The sequence below is a fragment of the Cupriavidus sp. 05T313 genome (genome assembly GCF_056396665.1).
The window spans coordinates 1-17,985 of sequence record NZ_JBFTLX010000001.1 but is presented as its reverse complement, the minus strand read 5'-3'; the positions used below and the strand labels follow the sequence as shown (position 1 = coordinate 17,985).

Below are 17,985 nucleotides of genomic sequence, written 5' to 3'. Positions count from 1 at the left end.
GGCGTTACAAGGCGCCAGGGCGCTTGTTTTCCAGAACGGTTCCCGGCATTTCTGAAAGTACCGATCCATGCAGTTGCTGTTCGAAGAAGGCGGCGAGATTCGCGCCGGCACCGTGCTGACCCAGCAGGGCGAGTCGTACCAGGTGGAGCTGCCCGCGGGCAAGCGCACCAAGGTCAAGTCGCGTGACGTACTGTTGCAATTCGCGCAGCCGTCGGCGATCGAGCTGGTGCGCCAGACCGCCGAGCTGGCCGGCGAGGTCGACCTGGAATTCCTGTGGGAATGYGCGTCGGAAGAAGAATTCGGCTTTGTCGACCTGGCGACCGAATACTACGGTGCGGGTGCGAGCGTGGTGCAGCAAGCTGCGCTGGCGCAGACGCTGCACGGCAATCCCGTGTATTTCCGCCGCAAGGGCCGCGGGCGCTACCAGCGCGCGCCGGAAGACCAGTTGAAGGCTGCGCTCGCCGCGCTCGAGCGCAAGAAGCAGCAAGCCCTGGTGCAGGCCGAGTACGAAGCCCAGCTCAAGGCCATGACGTTGCCCGACGCCTTCCGCGGCAAGGCACTGCAACTGCTGTTCAAGCCCGACAAGAACAGCCTCGAATACAAGGCGATGGACGCCGCCTGCACCGCGCTTGGCATGTCGCCGATGCGGCTGATGGTGGCAGTGGGCGGCATTGCCAGCCCGCGCGCGCTGCATGAGGCCAAATTCCYCTCCGAATGCTTTCCCAAGGGCACGGGCTTTCCCGACGTGCCCGTGCCGGAACCCGTCGGCGACCTGCCGCGCGCGGAGGTGGAGGCGTTTTCCATCGACGACGTCACTACCACCGAGATCGACGATGCGCTGTCGGTCACGCCGCTCGACGGTGGCCAGATCCGCGTGGGCATCCATATCGCGGCCCCCGGCCTCGGCATCCGCCGTGGCGAGCCGCTCGATGCCGTGGCGCGCCAGCGCTTGTCGACCGTGTATTTCCCCGGCGACAAGATCACCATGCTGCCCGACGACGTGGTGGAGCGCTACACGTTGCAGGAAGGGCGCGAGTGCCCGGCCTTGTCGCTGTACGTGGTCTACGATCCGGCCCAGCAAGCCATCGTCAGCAGCGAGACCCGTGCCGAAATGGTCATGATCGCGGCCAACCTGCGCCACAACCTGCTTGAGGACGTGGTGACCGAGGCCGCGCTTGCCGCGGGCACCGGCGACTACCCGTTCCGCGAGGCGCTGACCCAGCTGTGGCACTTCTCCGGATGGCTGCACGATGAACGCCAGAAGGCGCGCCTGGCGAGCGGGCTGCGGCCCGAGTCGCACAACCGCGCCGACTACAACTTCTACCTCGACGAACTGGCCGACGGCGGCGAGCGAGTGCGCATCGAGCAGCGCCGGCGCGGCTCTCCGCTCGACAAGATCGTGGCCGARCTGATGATCYTSGCSAACAGCACCTGGGGCAAGCTGCTCGCAGACCACGGCGTGCCGGGCATCTACCGCWCGCAGAAGGCCTGGGGCATGCACCGCACCCGCATGCAGACCTATCCGGCCCCGCATGAAGGGCTGGGCGTGGCGCAGTACGCCTGGAGCACTTCGCCGCTGCGGCGCTATGTCGACCTGGTCAACCAGTGGCAGATCCTGGCGGTGGCCCAGCATGGGATCACGGCCAAGCTGGTGGCGCCGTTCAAGCCCAAGGACTCCGACCTGCTGGCTGCCGTAGCCGACTTCGAAGGCACCTACGCCGCTTATGCCGATCACCAGTCGACCATGGAACGCTACTGGTGCCTGCGCTGGCTGCAACAGGAAAAGCGCGAACGCCTGATGGGCTCGGTGCTCAAGGAAGGCGCGGTGCGCTTTGCCGAGATCCCGCTGGTCACGCGCGTGCCCGAACTGGTCCAGGCCTCGCGCGGAACCCAGGTGCTGCTGGAAATCGGCGCAACCGACGAAATCTCGCTGGAGGTGTCGTGCCGGGTCCTGGAGATCTTTGCCGGCGAAGGCGAATTGCCGTCGGAAGAACTGGAAGGCGACGACGAAGCCAGCGAAGTGTCGGCCGAAGCTGCCGCTGAAGCTGCCGCCGAGGAGGTRGCCGAAGCCGCCGCCGAGGGCGTGGCCGCGGAAGGCAGCGCCGAGGGCGACGCCGCGAGTGCCGAAGGTGCCACAAGCGAAGGCGCTTCGTCGGAGACACGCGACACCGGCGCCGGCGGCGCGGGCTGAGGTTCTCGGAAAAAACGAGGCGCTCCCTTACAATCGCAGTCTGAACCGGGGTCCGACCGACCCCGGCCCCGGTCTTGTCCCATCGACGCCGTCCAGCCAACGTCCCGCCCATCGTGAAAGCCGCTTTTTCTCCCCGCCAGTGGTGGAACGCCAGCAGCACGATGGCCAAGGCGCTGGTCGTCTCGGTGCTTGCCCATGTTCTGCTACTGACCGTGCGCGTGGTGGCGCCGGAGGCGTTCGAGATCAAGCGCACCGATGCCGCGCTCGACGTGGTGCTGGTCAATTCCAAGTCGGCGCAGCGTCCGCAGAATCCCACCGTGCTGGCCCAGGCCAACCTCGACGGTGGCGGCGAGCAGGACCAGCAGCGCGCGACCACGCCACTGCCGGCCCAGACCGTCACCAAGGACGGCGACCTGGTGCGCCAGATGCAGCGCCGCGTGGAGCAGATGGAGCAGGAGCAGCAGCGCCTGATGACGCAGTCGCGCGAAGCCGCGCCGTCCGTGCACAGCCAGCCGCTCAAGCCCGGCCAGCAGCGCATGGAGCATCCACTGCGCGGGCAGGACGAACGTACCTCGCTCGATGAGATGGCCAAGCTCGAAGCCGAGATCGGCCGCAACCTCGAGCAATACGCCAAGCGTCCCAAGCGCTATCAGCTCACCGCCACCAGCGCGCAGGAAGTGGAATATGCGCAGTACTACGACCGCCTGCGCCAGAAGATCGAGGCGCGCGGCACCACCGATTTTCCCCAGCGCAACGGCAAGCCGCTGTACGGGCAACTGATCCTGGTGATCAACGTCAACCGGCAGGGCAAGCTCGGCTATAACCGCGACGGCTACAACATCGATGCCATCGACGTGGTCAAGAGCTCGGGCGATCCCGCGCTGGACCGCCAGGCGGTGGCGATCGTGCGGGCCGCGGCGCCGTTTGGCCAGTTCTCAGCGCAGATGCAGGCGCGCCAGGATATTCTCGAAGTCATCTCCACCTTCAAGTTTTCGCGCAGTGGGCTGGAAACTCGCTTACAGGCCCGATGATGTCCTCTACTACGACTATGCAATCCCAGACCCAGGCCGACCGCTATGTGGTGATCGGCAATCCCATCGCACACAGCCGCTCGCCCGCCATCCATGCCGCTTTCGCGCAGCAGACCGGCGAGGCCGTCGAGTACGAGCGCCTGCTGGCGCCGCTGGACGGATTCGTTGCCACCGTGCGTGCCTTCTTCGAGGGTGGTGGCCACGGCCTGAACGTGACAGTGCCCTTCAAGCTCGAAGCCTATGACCTGGCGGAGCGCCTGACGCCGCGCGCCGAAAGCGCCGGCGCGGTCAATACCATGTGGATCGAGGACGGCGTGATCCATGGCGACAACACCGACGGCGTCGGCCTCACGCGGGACATCGAGATCAATCTCGATACCTTGCTCGAAGGCAAGCGCATCCTGTTGCTGGGCGCCGGCGGCGCGGCCATGGGCGCCATGCTGCCGCTGATTGCCTGCCGGCCCGATCGCATCGTGGTGGCTAACCGCACACCCCAGCGCGCCAGTGACATCCTGGAAAACGTGGCTCAGCAGGCCGACGAGTACGGCGTGGAATTGTGGGGCGGCGGCTTCGACGCGCTCGCGGGTTTGTCCGAGGACGACGCCTGCGACGTGGTGATCAATGCCACCAGCAGCAGCCTGCAGGGCGAACTGCCGCCGGTGCCGGCGGAACTGCTGGGCAAGGATGTGCTCGCCTACGACATGATGTACGGCGCCGAGCCCACGGTGTTCCTGAAGTTCGCCGCCCAATGCGGCGCGCGCACCGCGGATGGGCTGGGCATGCTGGTCGAGCAGGCCGCCGAAGCCTTCTACAACTGGCGCGGCGTGCGGCCTGCCACCGCCCCCGTGCTGGCAGCGCTGCGCGCCGAACTCCAGGCCGAAGCCGCGCGTTGAGCGCGGCGCTGCGGCCTGCAGGCATCGAACATGGCTGAGCGCAAGCGTACCGACCGTTCGGGGCCTGCCACGCGCGGCGGCGGTCTGAAGCCGCTGCGCTGGCTCGCCTACCTGCTCGGCACGCTGATCGCCGGCGTGCTGGCCATGCAGGTCTATTTCTTCCTGCAGATCGCTGCCTGGCAATACGTGAACCCGTCGTCCACGGCGTTCATGCGGGCCGAGCAGTGGCGGCTGTGCGGCTTTCAATTCTGGAGCTGCCAGGTGGACCGCCGCTGGGTCGGCTATGACGATATCTCGCGCAGCCTCAAGCGCGCGGTGATCGCCAGCGAGGACGCCGATTTCGTCAACCATCCCGGCTACGAACTCRACGCCATGCTCGAAGCGTGGGAGCGCAACAAGAAGCGCGGCCACATCGTGCGCGGCGGCTCCACCATTACCCAGCAACTGGCGAAGAACCTTTTTCTCTCATCAGAGCAGCATTACCTGCGCAAGGGGCAGGAACTGGCCATTACCTGGATGCTCGAGTTCTGGCTCGACAAGCAACGCATCTTCGAGATCTACCTGAATTCAGTGGAGTGGGGCGAAGGTGTATTCGGGGTCGAGGCCGCTGCCCAGCACTACTTCAAGACCAGCGCGGCCAGGCTCAGCGTGGGCCAGGCAGCGCGCCTGGCCGCCGCGCTGCCGGCGCCGAAGTGCTTCGACAAGAAGCAGTACTGCGCCAATGTGCGCGTGAACTTCAAGGCCAAGGCCAATATCATCGCGCGCCGCATGGGCGCGGCCACGCTGCCGGACTGAGCTGAGCGCGGCGGCAGCCGCGCCGCCACTTAGCTCAGCCAGCCTTTGCGCTTGAAATACACCAGCGGAATCGCCGCCGACACCGCCATCAGCCCGATCGCCCACGGATAGCCCGCGGACCAGTCCAGTTCCGGCATCAGCTTGAAGTTCATGCCGTAGATGCTGGCGATCAGCGTGGGCGGCATCAGCGCCACCGACACCACCGAGAACAGCTTGATGATCTTGTTCTGGTTGATGTTGATGAAGCCGACCGTGGCATCCATCAGGAAGTTGATCTTGTCGAACAGGAACGCGGTGTGGTTCTCGATGGAGTCGATATCGCGCAGGATCTGGCGGGCTTCGTCCTGCTGCTCGGCCGACAGCAACTGGCTGCGCATCAGGAAGGAGACCGCGCGGCGCGTATCCATGACGTTGCGGCGGATGCGGCCGTTCAGGTCTTCCTCGCGGGCGATGGTTTCCAGCACGTCGGCGGCGGCGGCATCGGTCACGTTTTCGGCCAGCACGCGCTTGCTGGCTTCCTCCAGCCGTTCGTAGACTTCCTCGATGGAGTCCGCCGAGTATTCCGCATCGGTGGCGTACAGATCCATCAGCACATCCTTGGCGTTGCGCACCGAACCCGGCCGCATGCGCGCGCGCAACCGCACCAGCCGGAACACCGGCAGGTCTTCGTCGTGGATGGAGAACAGCACGTCGCGGGTCAGCACGAACGCCACGCGCACGTTGCGCGAGATCTCTTCCTCATCGAGCAGGAAGTCGGTGCGGATATGGATGTTCTCGTCTTCGCCCTCGAAGTAGCGGGCCGAGGCTTCCAGGTCGCCCAGGTCTTCCAGTTCCGGCAGGGCTACGCCGTACGCTTCCTTGATCCAGGCGAGTTCTTCTTCATCGGGGCTGATGACGTCGATCCAGATCGGCTTGTGCTGCAGAAGTTCATTGCGATCGTCGACCTGCTCCTGTGCGAGCCGGCCTTTCTGCAGGACGAACAGGTTGATCATCCCAGGGCTTCCTTGTTGCGTTTGGCGAAGAAACGCGCAGGCTAGGCTTGGCCGGCCCCGGGCGAACTCACGCTTCGCGCGCAATGGCGAAGCATGAGCCCGCTGGCAAGCGTGATCGCGCTGCGCGCTTTTGCGAGCGTGCAAGGCGATGGCGTTTGCCGTTCATGGCTGGCAAGCCGGGAGAGGGAAAGTCCGGGACGAAGCGGCGCGCGCGGCGGCGGCCGTCAGGGGCACGGAAGAACACTCACCCGCAGTATGTGCTGCGGGCGAGTCCGACGAGGCGGTGGAGCGGGATGGTCCGGCTCCGGCGGTCGTCGTTACGCAGCCCGCAGTGACATGGCATTCGGTGCGATCGCAATCTGGCTGCGGCAACACGAACACCCGATGCTACTGCCCACGTAGTTTCTCCGGGATTATGATGGCCGCGAGTGTAGCCCAACGAGGGGGGCTTGTTAAGTGAAATCTGGGTGAATGCAGGCCCCGGCGCACAGTGTTGCCGTCATGCCGCCCGCGCGCTCCGGCGCCAGCGGCGCAACAGCGGCACCAGCAGCACCGAGGCCATGGCGGCGAACATCAGCACGATCGCGGCATAGTCCTGCCAGTGCGGCTGCTCGCCCAGCATCCACATGCCCGAGAACACACCGACCACCGGGATGAACATCATCGACAGGCTCGACACCACCGGCGGCAGGCTGCGCGCCAGCATGAACCAGACGAGATGGCAGTAGGCGAACACCACTACCGCGTTATAGGCGATCGCCCCCCACTCCACGGCATTGGGCAGGCGCCAGCCGTGCTCGAGCAGCAGCGTGCCGAGCAGCAGGAAGGGCAGCGTGACCACCAGCATCCAGAAGGTCAGCACGCCGATCGGCATTTCGATCTTGCTGCGCTTCATCATCTGCGTGCCCAGGCCCCAGCCGGCCGCGGCGCCCAGCATCAGCAGGGTGCCGCCCGGGCTGCCGGTCAGCGCSGCGATCTCGCCCGASAGCAGCAGCRCSGTGCCGGCCAGCGCGCAGGCRATGCCGATCCAGGCGGCGGCGCCAATGCGTTCGCGGAACAGCACCAGSCCCCAGACCACGGCCCAGATCGGCATGGTGTAGCCAAGGATGGCGGCGCGCCCGGAAGACAGCATCTTGACGGCGCAGATCGCCAGCAGATGCCAGAACACCATGTTGGGTATCGCCAGCTTGATCACGGTCGGCCACTGCCCCGCCGGGACCCGCAGCGATTCGCCGCGCAGGCGCAAGGCCAGCCCCAGCGCCAGCACGCCGCCGGCCATGCAGAGCAGACGGAATCCCATGGCCGGGAACTGCGCCACGCCGAGTTTCATGATGGGCCAGTTGATGCCCCAGGCGAGTGTGAGGATGACGAGCAGCACCAGGCTGCGGCGGTCGAGAGACATGGCGGGGTGGCGGCTGTGTGCGACGCCGCTCTTTGTATCGAGGAAGAACGGCAGAAGATAGCACGCAACGGGTAAAATCGCAGAACGACTGTTGCCGCGGGGGAGCGCCGACCCGGCCCACAGGGCTCGGCGCGCAGCCGATGCGGCCGACCCAGATTAGCGAGCATTCCATGACATTCACCGAGCAGTTGGCTGCAGCCTGGCAGCGCAACGATTCCCTCCTATGCGTCGGGCTCGACCCCGATCCCGGCAAGCTGCCCCTGTCGATGACGGGCGCGGGCGGCGCCATTTTCTCCTTCTGCCGCGAGATCGTTGACGCCACCGCCGACCTGGTCTGCGCCTTCAAGCCGCAGATTGCCTATTTTGCGGCGCAGCGGGCCGAAGACCAGCTTGAGCAGCTGATCGCCTATATCCATGACGCCCACCCCGGAATTCCCGTGATCCTGGACGCCAAGCGCGGAGATATCGGCTCGACCGCGCAGCAATACGCCATCGAAGCCTTCGAGCGCTACCGTGCCGATGCGGTCACGGTCAATCCGTACATGGGCCTGGATTCGATGGAGCCCTACCTGGCTTATCCCGATCGCGGCGTGATCGTGCTGTGCCGCACCTCAAATCCTGGCGGCTCGGATGTGCAGTTCCTGCCGGTGAACGGCAAGCCCGTGTACCAGGTGGTGGCCGAAGCGGCCGCCACGCGCTGGAATACCAACGGCCAGATGTCGCTGGTAGTGGGGGCGACCTTCCCCGCGGAGATTGCCAAGGTGCGAGAGATCGTGGGCGACATGCCGCTGCTGATCCCGGGCATCGGTGCCCAGGGCGGCGATATCGAGGCTACCGTTCGCGCCGGGCGTACTGCCGCTGGCACTGGCATGATGATCAATTCCTCGCGCGCCATCCTCTATGCCAGCCGCGAGAAGGATTTCGCCAGCGCCGCGCGCAACGTCGCGCTGCAGACACGCGAAACCATCAACCGCTACCGCCAGGGCTGAACCGCCGCATCGTTGGCGGCCGTCAGGCCGCTGCATGCCTCAGGCCTCGTTGCGGACCAGTTCCAGCAGGCCGCGGATGGCGTACTCGGCGGCCTGGCGGCGGATCTGCTGGCGGTCGCCGCGAAAGCGCTGCGTTTCCACCGTGGTGGTGATGCGGTTGCTCCAGCCGAAGCAAACCATGCCAACCGGCTTTTCCGGCGTGCCGCCGGTCGGTCCGGCCACGCCGGTGATGGACAGCGCCACCTGGGCGCGGCTGTTGAGCAGGGCACCTTCGGCCATGGCGCGCGCCACTTCCTCGCTGACAGCGCCGTGATCGCGGATCAGCTTGGCCGGCACTCCCAGCATGGTCGACTTGGCTTCGTTCGAGTAGGTGACGAAGCCACGCTCGAACCAGCCTGACGAACCCGATACATCCGTAATGGCCGCGGCCACGAGCCCGCCGGTGCAGGACTCCGCCGTAGCGAGCAACAGCGACTTCTCGTTCAGGGAAATACCGACCTGGACGGCAAGCTGGTCGAGCAAGCGGCTGACGGACATGATGGCGGATTCAGTAAGGGTTGCGGGAAGTGCGGATTACAGCGAACGCCACAGGGCGAACACCAGCAGCGTGTAAAAGGCGGCCATCACATCGTCGAACATGACGCCGAAACCGCCGCGCAGGCCGGGTCCCTTGAGCGTGCGGTCGAGATGCCCGATCGGCGCCGGCTTGGCGATATCGAACAGGCGGAACCACAGGAAGGCCGCAAGCTGGCCCCAGAATCCGGTCGGCATCACAAAGGCCATGACCAGCCAGAACGCCACGATTTCGTCCCAGACCATGCTGCCGTGGTCGTGCACGCCCATGTCGCGCGCAGTGCGGGCGCAGGCCCACAGCCCTAGCAGGAAGCCGCCGGCGATCAGCCATAGCCAGGCCTCCGGCTGCACCCACATCGAGATCACCAGGTATGACAGCCACGCATACAGGGTGCCGACCGTGCCGGGGCCAACCGGCGACAGGCCGGAGCCGAAGCCCAGCGCGATCAGGTGGGCGGGGTGGGAGAGCATGAAGCGCGCCGTGGGGCGCAGGACCTTGGCGGCCTGGCCGGCTTCCAGGGTCAGGGCGGGATCGTGCGCGGAAGGCCCGGGCGGGTAGGCGGACATCAAGGATTGGCTCGTATGGTTCGGATGGGATTTTTCCGGACAACGGGTCCGGGCAGGGTCTGGCGCCCGGCATGGCTGCATGATGACACGGCGGACGCTGGCTTGTCAGGAGGAAGCGAAGTGATCGAAGCTGCTGCCCGAGTAAGCGCTCGGGTCGCCGTCCTCGTTGACCAGGCGCAAGCCGGGTTCGGGGGTGATGGCGCCGACACGCGTCAGCGGCAGCCCCAGCCGCGCGCCGATGGCGGCGACGGCATCGCGGGTGCCGGCGGGCGCGGTGAAGCAGAGTTCGTAGTCATCGCCACCGGCCAGCGTGCATTCCAGCTGGCGCGCCTCGGGTTGGCCGGCCATCACCTCCGAGCGCGGCAGGGCATCGACGTTGAGCAGGGCGCCCACCTGGGAGCGTGCCAGGATATGGCCGAGATCGCCAACCAGGCCGTCGGAGATATCTAGTGCGGCATGAGCCACTCCGCGCAGTGCCATGCCCAGCGCCACGCGCGGCGTCGGCGTCTCCATGCGCGGGCGCACCTCGGTGAAATCGGGCTCGGGCAGCAGCCATTCGCCGCGGCAGTCGCCCAGCGCCAGGCGGGCATCGCCGAGTGTGCCGGAGATCCAGATGTCGTCGCCGGGGCGCGCGGCATCGCGTCGCAGCGCCTTGTGCGCGGGCACGTCGCCGAACACCGTCAGGCTTAGCGTGAGGGGGCCGCGGGTGGTGTCGCCGCCGATCAGCTCGCAGCCGTGGGCATCGGCCAGTTCCAGCATGCCCGCGGCCAGTTCGGCCAGCCACTCGGGATCGGCTTCGGGCAAGGCCAGCGCCAGCGTGAACGCGCGGGGTTCCGCGCCCATGGCCGCCAGGTCGGACAGGTTGACGGCCAGCGCCTTGTGGCCCAGCGCCCGCGGCGCCACGTCGGGGAAGAAGTGGCGTCCGCTGACCAGCATGTCGGTGCTGATGGCCAGGTGGTGCCCGGGCCGCCCCTCGATCAGCGCGCAGTCGTCGCCCACACCCAGCACGGCCTTGTGCGCGGGCCGGGTAAAGAAACGGCGGATCAGGTCGAACTCGGAGAGCTGGGCGCTGGAGGTTTCGGGCATGGGGAGGTTTCGAGGCGGCGGAGATTCGGCGAAGGGCTGGGTAATACCGCCACACGAATGGCTTGCGGTGGCAAGCTGGCGTCATGCGGTGCGGCAGCTCGCCGGCGTGACTCACATCCCGGCTCCAGGACCGCGCCGGGGCGGGTTTCGCCCTGCTGGTCAGCCCTGGCGGCTTGCGGCATATTGTACCGAAACGCAAAGGTGCTCCGCGCAAAACGCTTATTGTGAAATAATATTTCACAATATAAAATGCGGGGTTCCAGAGGAAGAGACCGCGGGTACGTGGAGCCGGCCCGCCATTTCGTTTCCAGTAACGTCAATAACGGCTCCACCGACCGGAAGATGCGCCGATGACCAGTCCCCAGCAGCCCACGCCCCCAGAAGACCTGAAGCAGCAGCAGCGTGAGGCGCTGCGCAAAGCTGCCCTGGAATATCACGAGTTTCCGACGCCGGGCAAGATCTCGGTCACGCCGACCAAGCCGTTGTCCAACCAGCGTGACCTGGCGCTGGCCTACTCGCCGGGCGTCGCCGCCGCGTGCGAGGAAATCGTGGTCGATCCGGCCAATTCCTTCCGCTACACCGCGCGCGGCAACCTGGTCGGCGTGATCACCAACGGCACCGCCGTGCTGGGCCTGGGCGACATCGGTCCGGCGGCTTCCAAGCCGGTCATGGAAGGCAAGGCGGGCCTGTTCAAGAAGTTCGCCGGCATCGACGTGTTCGACATCGAACTCGACGAGAAGGACCCCGAGAAGCTGGTGCAGATCATTGCCGCGCTCGAGCCTACCTTCGGCGGCATCAACCTGGAAGACATCAAGGCACCGGAGTGCTTCTACGTCGAGCGCAAGCTGCGCGAACGCATGAAGATTCCCGTCTTCCACGATGACCAGCATGGCACCGCCATCGTGGTCGGCGCGGCCGTCGTCAACGGCCTCAAGGTGGTCGGCAAGGACATCGACAAGGTCAAGCTGGTGGCTTCCGGCGCGGGCGCCGCGGCGCTGGCGTGCCTGGACCTGCTGCTCGACCTGGGCATGAAGCTCGAAAACATCTGGGTGACCGACCTGGCCGGCGTGGTCTACGAAGGCCGCACCGAGCTGATGGACCCGGAAAAGGCCCGTTTCTCGCAAAAGACCGACAAGCGCAAGCTGGCCGAAGTGATCGACGGCGCCGAYATCTTCCTGGGCTTGTCCGCCGCCGGCGTGCTCAAGCAGGACATGGTCCAGCGCATGGCCGACAAGCCGCTGGTGCTGGCCCTGGCCAACCCCAACCCGGAAATCCTGCCGGAGCTGGTCAAGGAAGTGCGCCCGGAYGCGGTGATCGCCACCGGCCGTACCGACTACCCGAACCAGGTCAACAACGTCCTGTGCTTYCCCTTCATCTTCCGCGGCGCGCTGGATTGCGGCGCGACCACCATCACGCGTGAGATGGAAGTCGCCGCGGCGCATGCGATCGCGGARCTGGCGCGCCAGGAGCAGAGCGACATCGTCGCCACCGCCTACGGCATCCAGGACCTGTCGTTCGGCCCCGAGTATCTGATTCCCAAGCCCTTCGACCCGCGCCTGATCGTCAAGATYGCGCCGGCGGTGGCCGAGGCCGCCATGCAGTCCGGCGTGGCCGCGCGCCCGATCAAGGACATGGACGCGTACCGCCTGCAGCTGCAGCAGTTCGTGTACCACTCGGGCACGCTGATGAAGCCGATCTACGCGGCTGCCCGCCAGGTCGACATGGAGAAGAAGCGCATCGTCTTCGCCGAGGGCGAAGAAGAGCGCGTGCTGCGCGCGGTGCAGGTGATCGTCGATGAAAAGCTGGCCAACCCGATCCTGATCGGCCGCCCGGCCGTGATCGCCCACCGCATCGAGCGCTTCGGCCTGCGTCTGCGCGGCGGCATCGACTTCACCGTGGTCAACCCGGAACACGACGCGCGCTTCCGCGACTACTCCGAGGCGTACTTCAAGATGATGGCCCGCCAGGGCGTCACCCAGCAGTACGCCAAGCTGGAAATGCGCCGCCGCACCACGCTGATCGGCGCCATGCTGGTCAAGCAGGGCGAGGCCGACGGCATGATCTGCGGCACGGTCAGCACCACCGCCGCCCACCTGCGCTACATCGACCAGATCCTGGGCGGCACCAAGGAGGTGTACGCGGCGATGAACGGGCTGGTGCTGCCGGGCCGCCAGATCTTCCTGGTCGACACGCACGTCAATATCGACCCGACCGCCCACCAGCTGGCCGAGATCACGCTGATGGCCGCCGAAGAGCTCAAGCGCTTCGGCATCGTGCCCAAGGTGGCGCTGGTGTCGCACTCGAACTTCGGCTCGTCCGAAGCGCCGTCGGCGCAGAAGATGCGCGAAACGCTGGCGATCCTGCGCGAACGCGCGCCGGAACTCGAGGTGGATGGCGAGATGCACGGCGATTGCGCCCTCGACCCGAAGCTGCGCGACACGCTGGTGCCGGACGGCGCGCTCAAGGGCGAAGCCAACCTGCTGGTGTGCCCGAACATCGATGCGGCCAACATCGCCTACAACCTTCTCAAGGTCGCGGCGGGCAACAATGTGGCGATCGGACCGATCCTGCTCGGGGTCAAGGCGCCGGTGCACATCCTGACGCCGTCGGCGACGGTGCGGCGTATCGTCAATATGACGTCGCTGGTGGTAGTGGGCGCCGCGGCAATGCAATCGCCCAAGGACTGAGTCGCCGGGTACCGGCGCCAGAAGCAAGCGATCACCGCCGGGACTGCGGATGCCCGGCGGTGATCAGCGATACATGAAAGCCAGCAGGGGGCAAGCCTTGTCCGATGCGCGAGCCCCCTCCCCTCACAGCTCGTTCTGGATGCGTTTGTAGCCGCTTACAAACTGATTGTTCGTACGTGCGACATCTTCAGAGAATTCGGCGGCATCCGCTGTCACTCGCGGGATCTGTTCCAGATCCGTTGCCGGCCCGATCCGCTCCGTGGACGGCACATGGAATCCGCGCGGCAGGCGGCAGCCATCCACCACGGCGTTGTGCCGCACAACGCAGTCATGGCCGACCGAGCAGTTGTACAGGACACTGTTGAATCCGATAAAGACGCGGTCCCCCACGTCGCAGGGTCCGTGGACGATGGCGCGGTGGGCAATGGACGTGTCCGACCCGATCAGCACCGCCGCACCCGCCCGGGAATGAATGATTACCCCATCCTGGATATTTGAGTTCGCGCCGATGACGATCGGCTGCATGCCGCCGTCCGGCCCGACCTCATCCGCCCGGATAACGACATAGGGTCCGATGAACACATTCTCACGGACCACCACGCGCCCGCAAATGATTGCGGTGGGGTCGACAAATGCACTCTCGTGAATAACCGGTAAATCTCCGCTTGGGTTCTTTCGAATCACAGCATGGTCCCTTGGCATGTTTTATCGCAGTGCATGGTCAAGGGCATCCCGCGGAGCACCCCGTCCCGCACAGTCTCCGCGCGCACTGGCGCCTGGCATGAGCACCATACAGCGGCGCCACCGGCTCAGGCAACGGAAAGGCGGCCGCCGGCGAATATTTCAATCCCGCTTGATCGTATTTCAAGGCACTTCGTTTTTATTCAAAGCGACGGACGAATACGAGCCTAATGATTACGGGCTCAATGATTCGTGAAATACTTTCAAAGCACTCCCATACTGCCGCTCCCGATTCTCAACGCATACTAGCGTCATCCGTTTTTGAGAAACCCAGCGAGAGCGATTATGTCCAACTCCCCGTTGATCACCGGCTTCGATGTGCGCCCGGTCATTGTTCCACTGCACCCTCCCCTGCGAACCGCAAGCGGTGTCATGGCGACCGCGCCGCTGGTGCTGCTCGATATCAAGACCAGCAGCGGCATCGCCGGCAGCGCGTACATCTTCACGTATACGCCGCTCGTCCTGCGGGGCATTGTCCAGGTACTGAAAGACGTCCTGCCGGTGATGGAGTCATGGGCACTCGAACCGCGGGCGAATATGGAAGCGCTCCGGCGCAAGTTCGTCCTGATCGGCACGCCAGGCCTCCTCGACATGGCCCTGGCTGCGATCGACATGGCCCTGTGGGACGCACATTCGCGCGTCATCGGACTGCCGCTGGTGCGGGTGCTCGGTGGCACGCCGTCAAAGACCGTTGCCTATGCGAGCTTCGGCATGGAGCGTCCGAATGATGCCGCGCCGCTGATCGAAGCCGCCGTGCGGGCGGGCTTCCGCGCCATCAAGATCAAGATTGGGTACCCGACCCTGGAGGAAGACCTCCGGGCCGTGCGCGCCGCCAGGGCACTGATCGGCACGGACGGCAAGCTGATGGTCGACTACAACCAGTCCCTGTCCGTCCCCGAATCCATCCGCAGGGGCGAGGCCCTCGACGAAGAGGGCATCGAGTGGATAGAGGAACCGACAAGGTACGACGATTTCGCCGGCCACGCGAAGATCGCCGCCGCGGTCAGGACCCCCATTCAGCTTGGCGAGAACCTCTACGGCCCGCGCGAGGTGCTCCGCAGCATCCAGCAAGCGTCATCGGACCTCATGATGCTCGACCTGATGAAGATCGGCGGCGTATCGGGCTGGCTCGACGCCTCGGCGGTCTGTGCCGCTACCGCCATCCCGGTCTCCACGCACTTCTTCCAGGAGGCGAGCGCGCATCTCCAGAGCCTTACCCCGACCGCGCACTACCTGGAGTACTTCGGGCTCGCTGACGCGGTCCTGCTGGATCCCTTGCAGGTAACCGAAGGCGCTGTCGAGCCCGGCGAGCTTCCCGGACTGGGCATCCGGTGGAACGAAGACGCGATCCGCCGTTTCGCCGCCTGATTTTCCTGGTGCCCGGTTCCCGGAACCCGGCTTTCGAACGCCAGCGCCCGAATGTTCAGGCACCCAAGGCACCTAAAGCAGCTAAAGCACCCAACTGCCGGCAACGGCATTTCTTTCGGAGACAACCTCAAATGAAAACCTATCCCAAGTTCAAAGCCGCCGCGTGCCATGCGGCACCGATCTACTTCAATACGCCGGCGACCGTCGACAAGGCCTGCGCATGGATCGCCGAAGCCGCCGGCAACGGCGCCGAGCTCATCGCGTTTCCGGAAGCCTTCATCTCTTCCTTCCCGGTCTGGTCCGGCGTCTGGGCGCCGGTGGATGTGCATGAGTTCTTCGTCAAGCTGGCCTCGTCGGCAGTGGAAGTGAATGGCCCCGAGGTCAGGCAGATCCGCGATTGCGCCAAGCGGCACGGTGTCTTTGTTTCACTGGGCATCAACGAGGGCACGCCGATCAGCCCCGCCTGCATCTGGGACACCAACATCCTGATCGGCGACGACGGGTCCATCCTGAATGCACACCGCAAGCTCGTTCCCACGTATTGGGAGAAGCTCACGTGGACACCGGGCGACGGTAACGGCCTGCGCGTGTCGGACACCCGCATCGGCCGCATCGGTGCGCTGGTTTGCGGCGAGAACACCAATGCCCTCGCACGCTTTACGCTGCTCGCGCAAGGTGAAAACGTGCACGTTTCGTCCTTCTCTCCGCGCTGGCCGACCAATCCGCCGGGAGAGTCGGGCTACGACCTTGAAGCGGCGATCCGCCTGCGCGCCGGCGCGCACGCCTTCGAAGGCAAGCTCTTCAATATCGTGGCATCGGGCTTTCTTCCCCCCGAAGCCATCGACATGATCAGCCGCGACAATTCCAGGGCTCGCCAGTTGCTCGAAGAGTCGCCGAAGAGCGTTTCCATGATCCTGGGACCGGATGGCCAGCCCATCAGCGAGGTGATCCGCGACGAGGAAGGCATCGTCTATGCGGATATCGACCTCGCGAAATGCGTGGTGCCGAAGCAGTTCCAGGACGTGGTCGGCTACTACAACCGCTTCGATGTGTTCCAGTTGAAGGTCAACCGGCGCGCGCTGGCGCCAGTTGAATTCTCCTCGCATCCGGAGGAGCGCACTGCCGGGGCCGAGGACGACGACCTGAACGATCTCCTCTTCAATTCCGCGGGCACCGTCCCCGCGCGGCACAATGCCTGACCCGAAGCGCGATGGCGCGCTATTGCGATAGTGCACTAGTCAATATTGCAATGGTCAATCGCGGTCCGGCCCCCCAGCGCCGGACCGCCGATCTCTTCACGGCGTGAATTAAAACCAGTCTGAAACCACTCCGTGCCCCACCGGCGAAGTATCGAAACATATCGATTCAGCCGCATAAAAATGCATTGCTAGGAGACAAACATGGCATGGAGTCAAATCTATGATCCATTGGGAAGCCCGTTGCTCTCGACACTCGTCGCAGCGATCCCGATCGTCGTACTGTTGGCCGCACTGGCCTTCTTTCACATTCAAGCGCACCTGGCCGCGGGCCTGGCCCTGCTGGCCGGCGGCGTCGTTGCCTGCACGGTCTTCGGGATGCCGGCGAGCATGGCGGGAAAGGCAGCCGCATACGGCATTGCCTCCGGCCTCTTCCCGATCGGCTGGATCGTCCTCAACATCATCTTCCTGCACCGGCTGACCACGCAGAACGGCTTCTTCAAGGCGCTCCAGAATTCGATCTCCGKGGTCACGGAAGACAAGCGCATCCAGCTATTGCTGGTCGCGTTTTGTTTTGGCGCCTTTTTTGAAGGCGCCGCCGGATTCGGCACGCCGGTCGCGGTCACTGGCGCCATCCTGATCGGCTTTGGCTTCTCCCCGCTCGCCGCATCCGGGCTCGCGCTGATCGCCAATACGGCGCCGGTGGCATTCGGCGCGCTTGGCTCCCCTGTCCTTGCCCTCGCTTCCGTCACGGGGCTGGATCTCTTGCAACTTTCGGCCATGATCGGAAGGCAGTTGCCCTTCTTCTCGGTCCTGGTGCCGTTCTGGCTGATCTGGGCGTTTGCCGGTTTCCGGGGCATGAAAGAGATCTGGCCGGCCATCCTGGTCGCAGGTGTCAGCTTCGCGGTCCCGCAGTATCTCGTTTCCAATTTCCACGGGCCCTGGCTTGTCGACGTCATCTCCTCGCTCGTCTCCATGAGCTGCCTGGCCCTGTTCATGAAGGTCTGGAAGCCCCGCAAGATCTGGACATCCGCAAAGCTGTTCAACCGTCACGATGATTCCAGGGTCGAGAACCACGAGCCGCCGCAAACGGAAGCCCCGGAACGCCGCATCTCCGCGGCGAAGGCGTGGATGCCGTGGGTCATCCTGACTGTGTTTGTCTTCCTGTGGGGGATTCCGCAGGTCAAGAAGTCCCTGGATGTCCTCTGGACCTGGAAATACAGCATCCCCGGCCTGGACAAAATGGTGCTCAAGATGCCGCCGGTGGTCGCCGCGGCGATTCCCGAATCGGCCGTGTACTCGTTCAACGTCCTGTCGATGGCCGGCACCGGCATCCTGGTCGCGTCGGTGATCGGCGGCATCCTGATGGGATACTCGCTGCCCAGGCTGCTGCGGGAGTACTGGCAGACCATCAAGCTGGTCCAATATTCGCTGCTGACCATCTGCGCCATGTTCGGCATTGGCTACCTGACCC

General features: G+C 65.2%; 15 protein-coding genes. 9 read left to right on the top strand and 6 right to left on the bottom strand.

The genetic code is table 11. The features are described 5' to 3' along the window. Positions 1-67 precede the first annotated feature (67 nt). From AC1DKD_RS00075 to mtgA, 4 genes are all read left to right on the top strand, one after another. Positions 68-2,191, top strand: a complete 2,124-nt coding sequence (locus AC1DKD_RS00075; RefSeq protein WP_477142798.1) for a ribonuclease catalytic domain-containing protein — start codon at positions 68-70, stop codon at positions 2,189-2,191. Between the two features lie 161 nt (positions 2,192-2,352). Further along, a complete protein-coding gene (locus tag AC1DKD_RS00070; RefSeq protein ID WP_441635566.1) occupies positions 2,353-3,222 on the top strand; it encodes an energy transducer TonB in 870 nt (289 codons plus the stop codon). Continuing rightward, positions 3,222-4,115: a shikimate dehydrogenase gene (gene aroE, locus AC1DKD_RS00065; protein ID WP_081862466.1), complete on the top strand. Its 894-nt coding sequence runs from the start codon at positions 3,222-3,224 to the stop codon at positions 4,113-4,115. Before AC1DKD_RS00070 ends, aroE begins: the two co-directional genes overlap by 1 nt. A gap of 93 nt (positions 4,116-4,208) precedes the next feature. Beyond that, positions 4,209-4,910: a monofunctional biosynthetic peptidoglycan transglycosylase gene (gene mtgA / locus AC1DKD_RS00060; protein WP_477142820.1), complete on the top strand. Its 702-nt coding sequence runs from the start codon at positions 4,209-4,211 to the stop codon at positions 4,908-4,910. Positions 4,911-4,939: 29 nt separating this feature from the next. Here the strand turns inward: mtgA and corA are convergent, their stop codons facing one another. Together corA and AC1DKD_RS00050 are read right to left on the bottom strand one after the other, a co-directional pair. Further along, positions 4,940-5,902, bottom strand: a complete 963-nt coding sequence (corA, locus tag AC1DKD_RS00055; RefSeq protein WP_035875456.1) for a magnesium/cobalt transporter CorA — start codon at positions 5,900-5,902, stop codon at positions 4,940-4,942. Positions 5,903-6,401: 499 nt separating this feature from the next. Beyond that, a complete protein-coding gene (locus AC1DKD_RS00050; RefSeq protein WP_477142797.1) occupies positions 6,402-7,304 on the bottom strand; it encodes a DMT family transporter in 903 nt (300 codons plus the stop codon). A gap of 170 nt (positions 7,305-7,474) precedes the next feature. Here AC1DKD_RS00050 and pyrF point away from each other — a divergent pair, with 170 nt between their 5' ends. Next, on the top strand, positions 7,475-8,293 hold the full coding sequence (gene pyrF / locus AC1DKD_RS00045; RefSeq protein WP_441635561.1) for an orotidine-5'-phosphate decarboxylase: 819 nt from the start codon (positions 7,475-7,477) through the stop codon (positions 8,291-8,293). Positions 8,294-8,332: 39 nt separating this feature from the next. Here the strand turns inward: pyrF and AC1DKD_RS00040 are convergent, their stop codons facing one another. The 3 genes from AC1DKD_RS00040 to thiL all read right to left on the bottom strand — a co-directional run bounded on the left by AC1DKD_RS00040 (position 8,333) and on the right by thiL (position 10,519). Next, a complete protein-coding gene (locus AC1DKD_RS00040) occupies positions 8,333-8,830 on the bottom strand; it encodes a CinA family protein (protein WP_035875451.1) in 498 nt (165 codons plus the stop codon). Between the two features lie 36 nt (positions 8,831-8,866). After that, positions 8,867-9,433 carry a phosphatidylglycerophosphatase A family protein gene (locus tag AC1DKD_RS00035; RefSeq protein ID WP_035875449.1) on the bottom strand — a complete coding sequence of 189 codons (567 nt, stop codon included), beginning with the start codon at positions 9,431-9,433 and terminating at the stop codon, positions 8,867-8,869. 105 nt (positions 9,434-9,538) lie between these two features. Next, the gene (thiL, locus tag AC1DKD_RS00030; protein WP_441635564.1) at positions 9,539-10,519 is read right to left on the bottom strand and encodes a thiamine-phosphate kinase; all 981 of its coding nucleotides are present in this window, start codon (positions 10,517-10,519) and stop codon (positions 9,539-9,541) included. 350 nt (positions 10,520-10,869) lie between these two features. Between thiL and AC1DKD_RS00025 the strand changes: the two genes are divergently transcribed. After that, positions 10,870-13,206, top strand: a complete 2,337-nt coding sequence (locus tag AC1DKD_RS00025; RefSeq protein WP_477142796.1) for an NADP-dependent malic enzyme — start codon at positions 10,870-10,872, stop codon at positions 13,204-13,206. A 123-nt stretch (positions 13,207-13,329) separates the two neighbouring features. Here the strand turns inward: AC1DKD_RS00025 and AC1DKD_RS00020 are convergent, their stop codons facing one another. Next, entirely contained in the window at positions 13,330-13,890 is a 561-nt protein-coding gene (locus tag AC1DKD_RS00020; protein ID WP_441628424.1) for an LbetaH domain-containing protein, read from the bottom strand. A 342-nt stretch (positions 13,891-14,232) separates the two neighbouring features. On the opposite strand from AC1DKD_RS00020, the gene AC1DKD_RS00015 reads away from it, so the two are divergent. From AC1DKD_RS00015 to AC1DKD_RS00005, 3 genes are all read left to right on the top strand, one after another. Further along, positions 14,233-15,315, top strand: coding sequence for an enolase C-terminal domain-like protein (locus AC1DKD_RS00015; protein WP_441628422.1), 1,083 nt, complete (start codon positions 14,233-14,235; stop codon positions 15,313-15,315). 131 nt (positions 15,316-15,446) lie between these two features. Then, a complete protein-coding gene (locus AC1DKD_RS00010; protein WP_045240866.1) occupies positions 15,447-16,514 on the top strand; it encodes a carbon-nitrogen hydrolase family protein in 1,068 nt (355 codons plus the stop codon). Between the two features lie 201 nt (positions 16,515-16,715). Continuing rightward, the coding region (locus AC1DKD_RS00005; protein WP_477142795.1) for an L-lactate permease at positions 16,716-17,985 on the top strand (1,270 nt) is incomplete at its 3' end.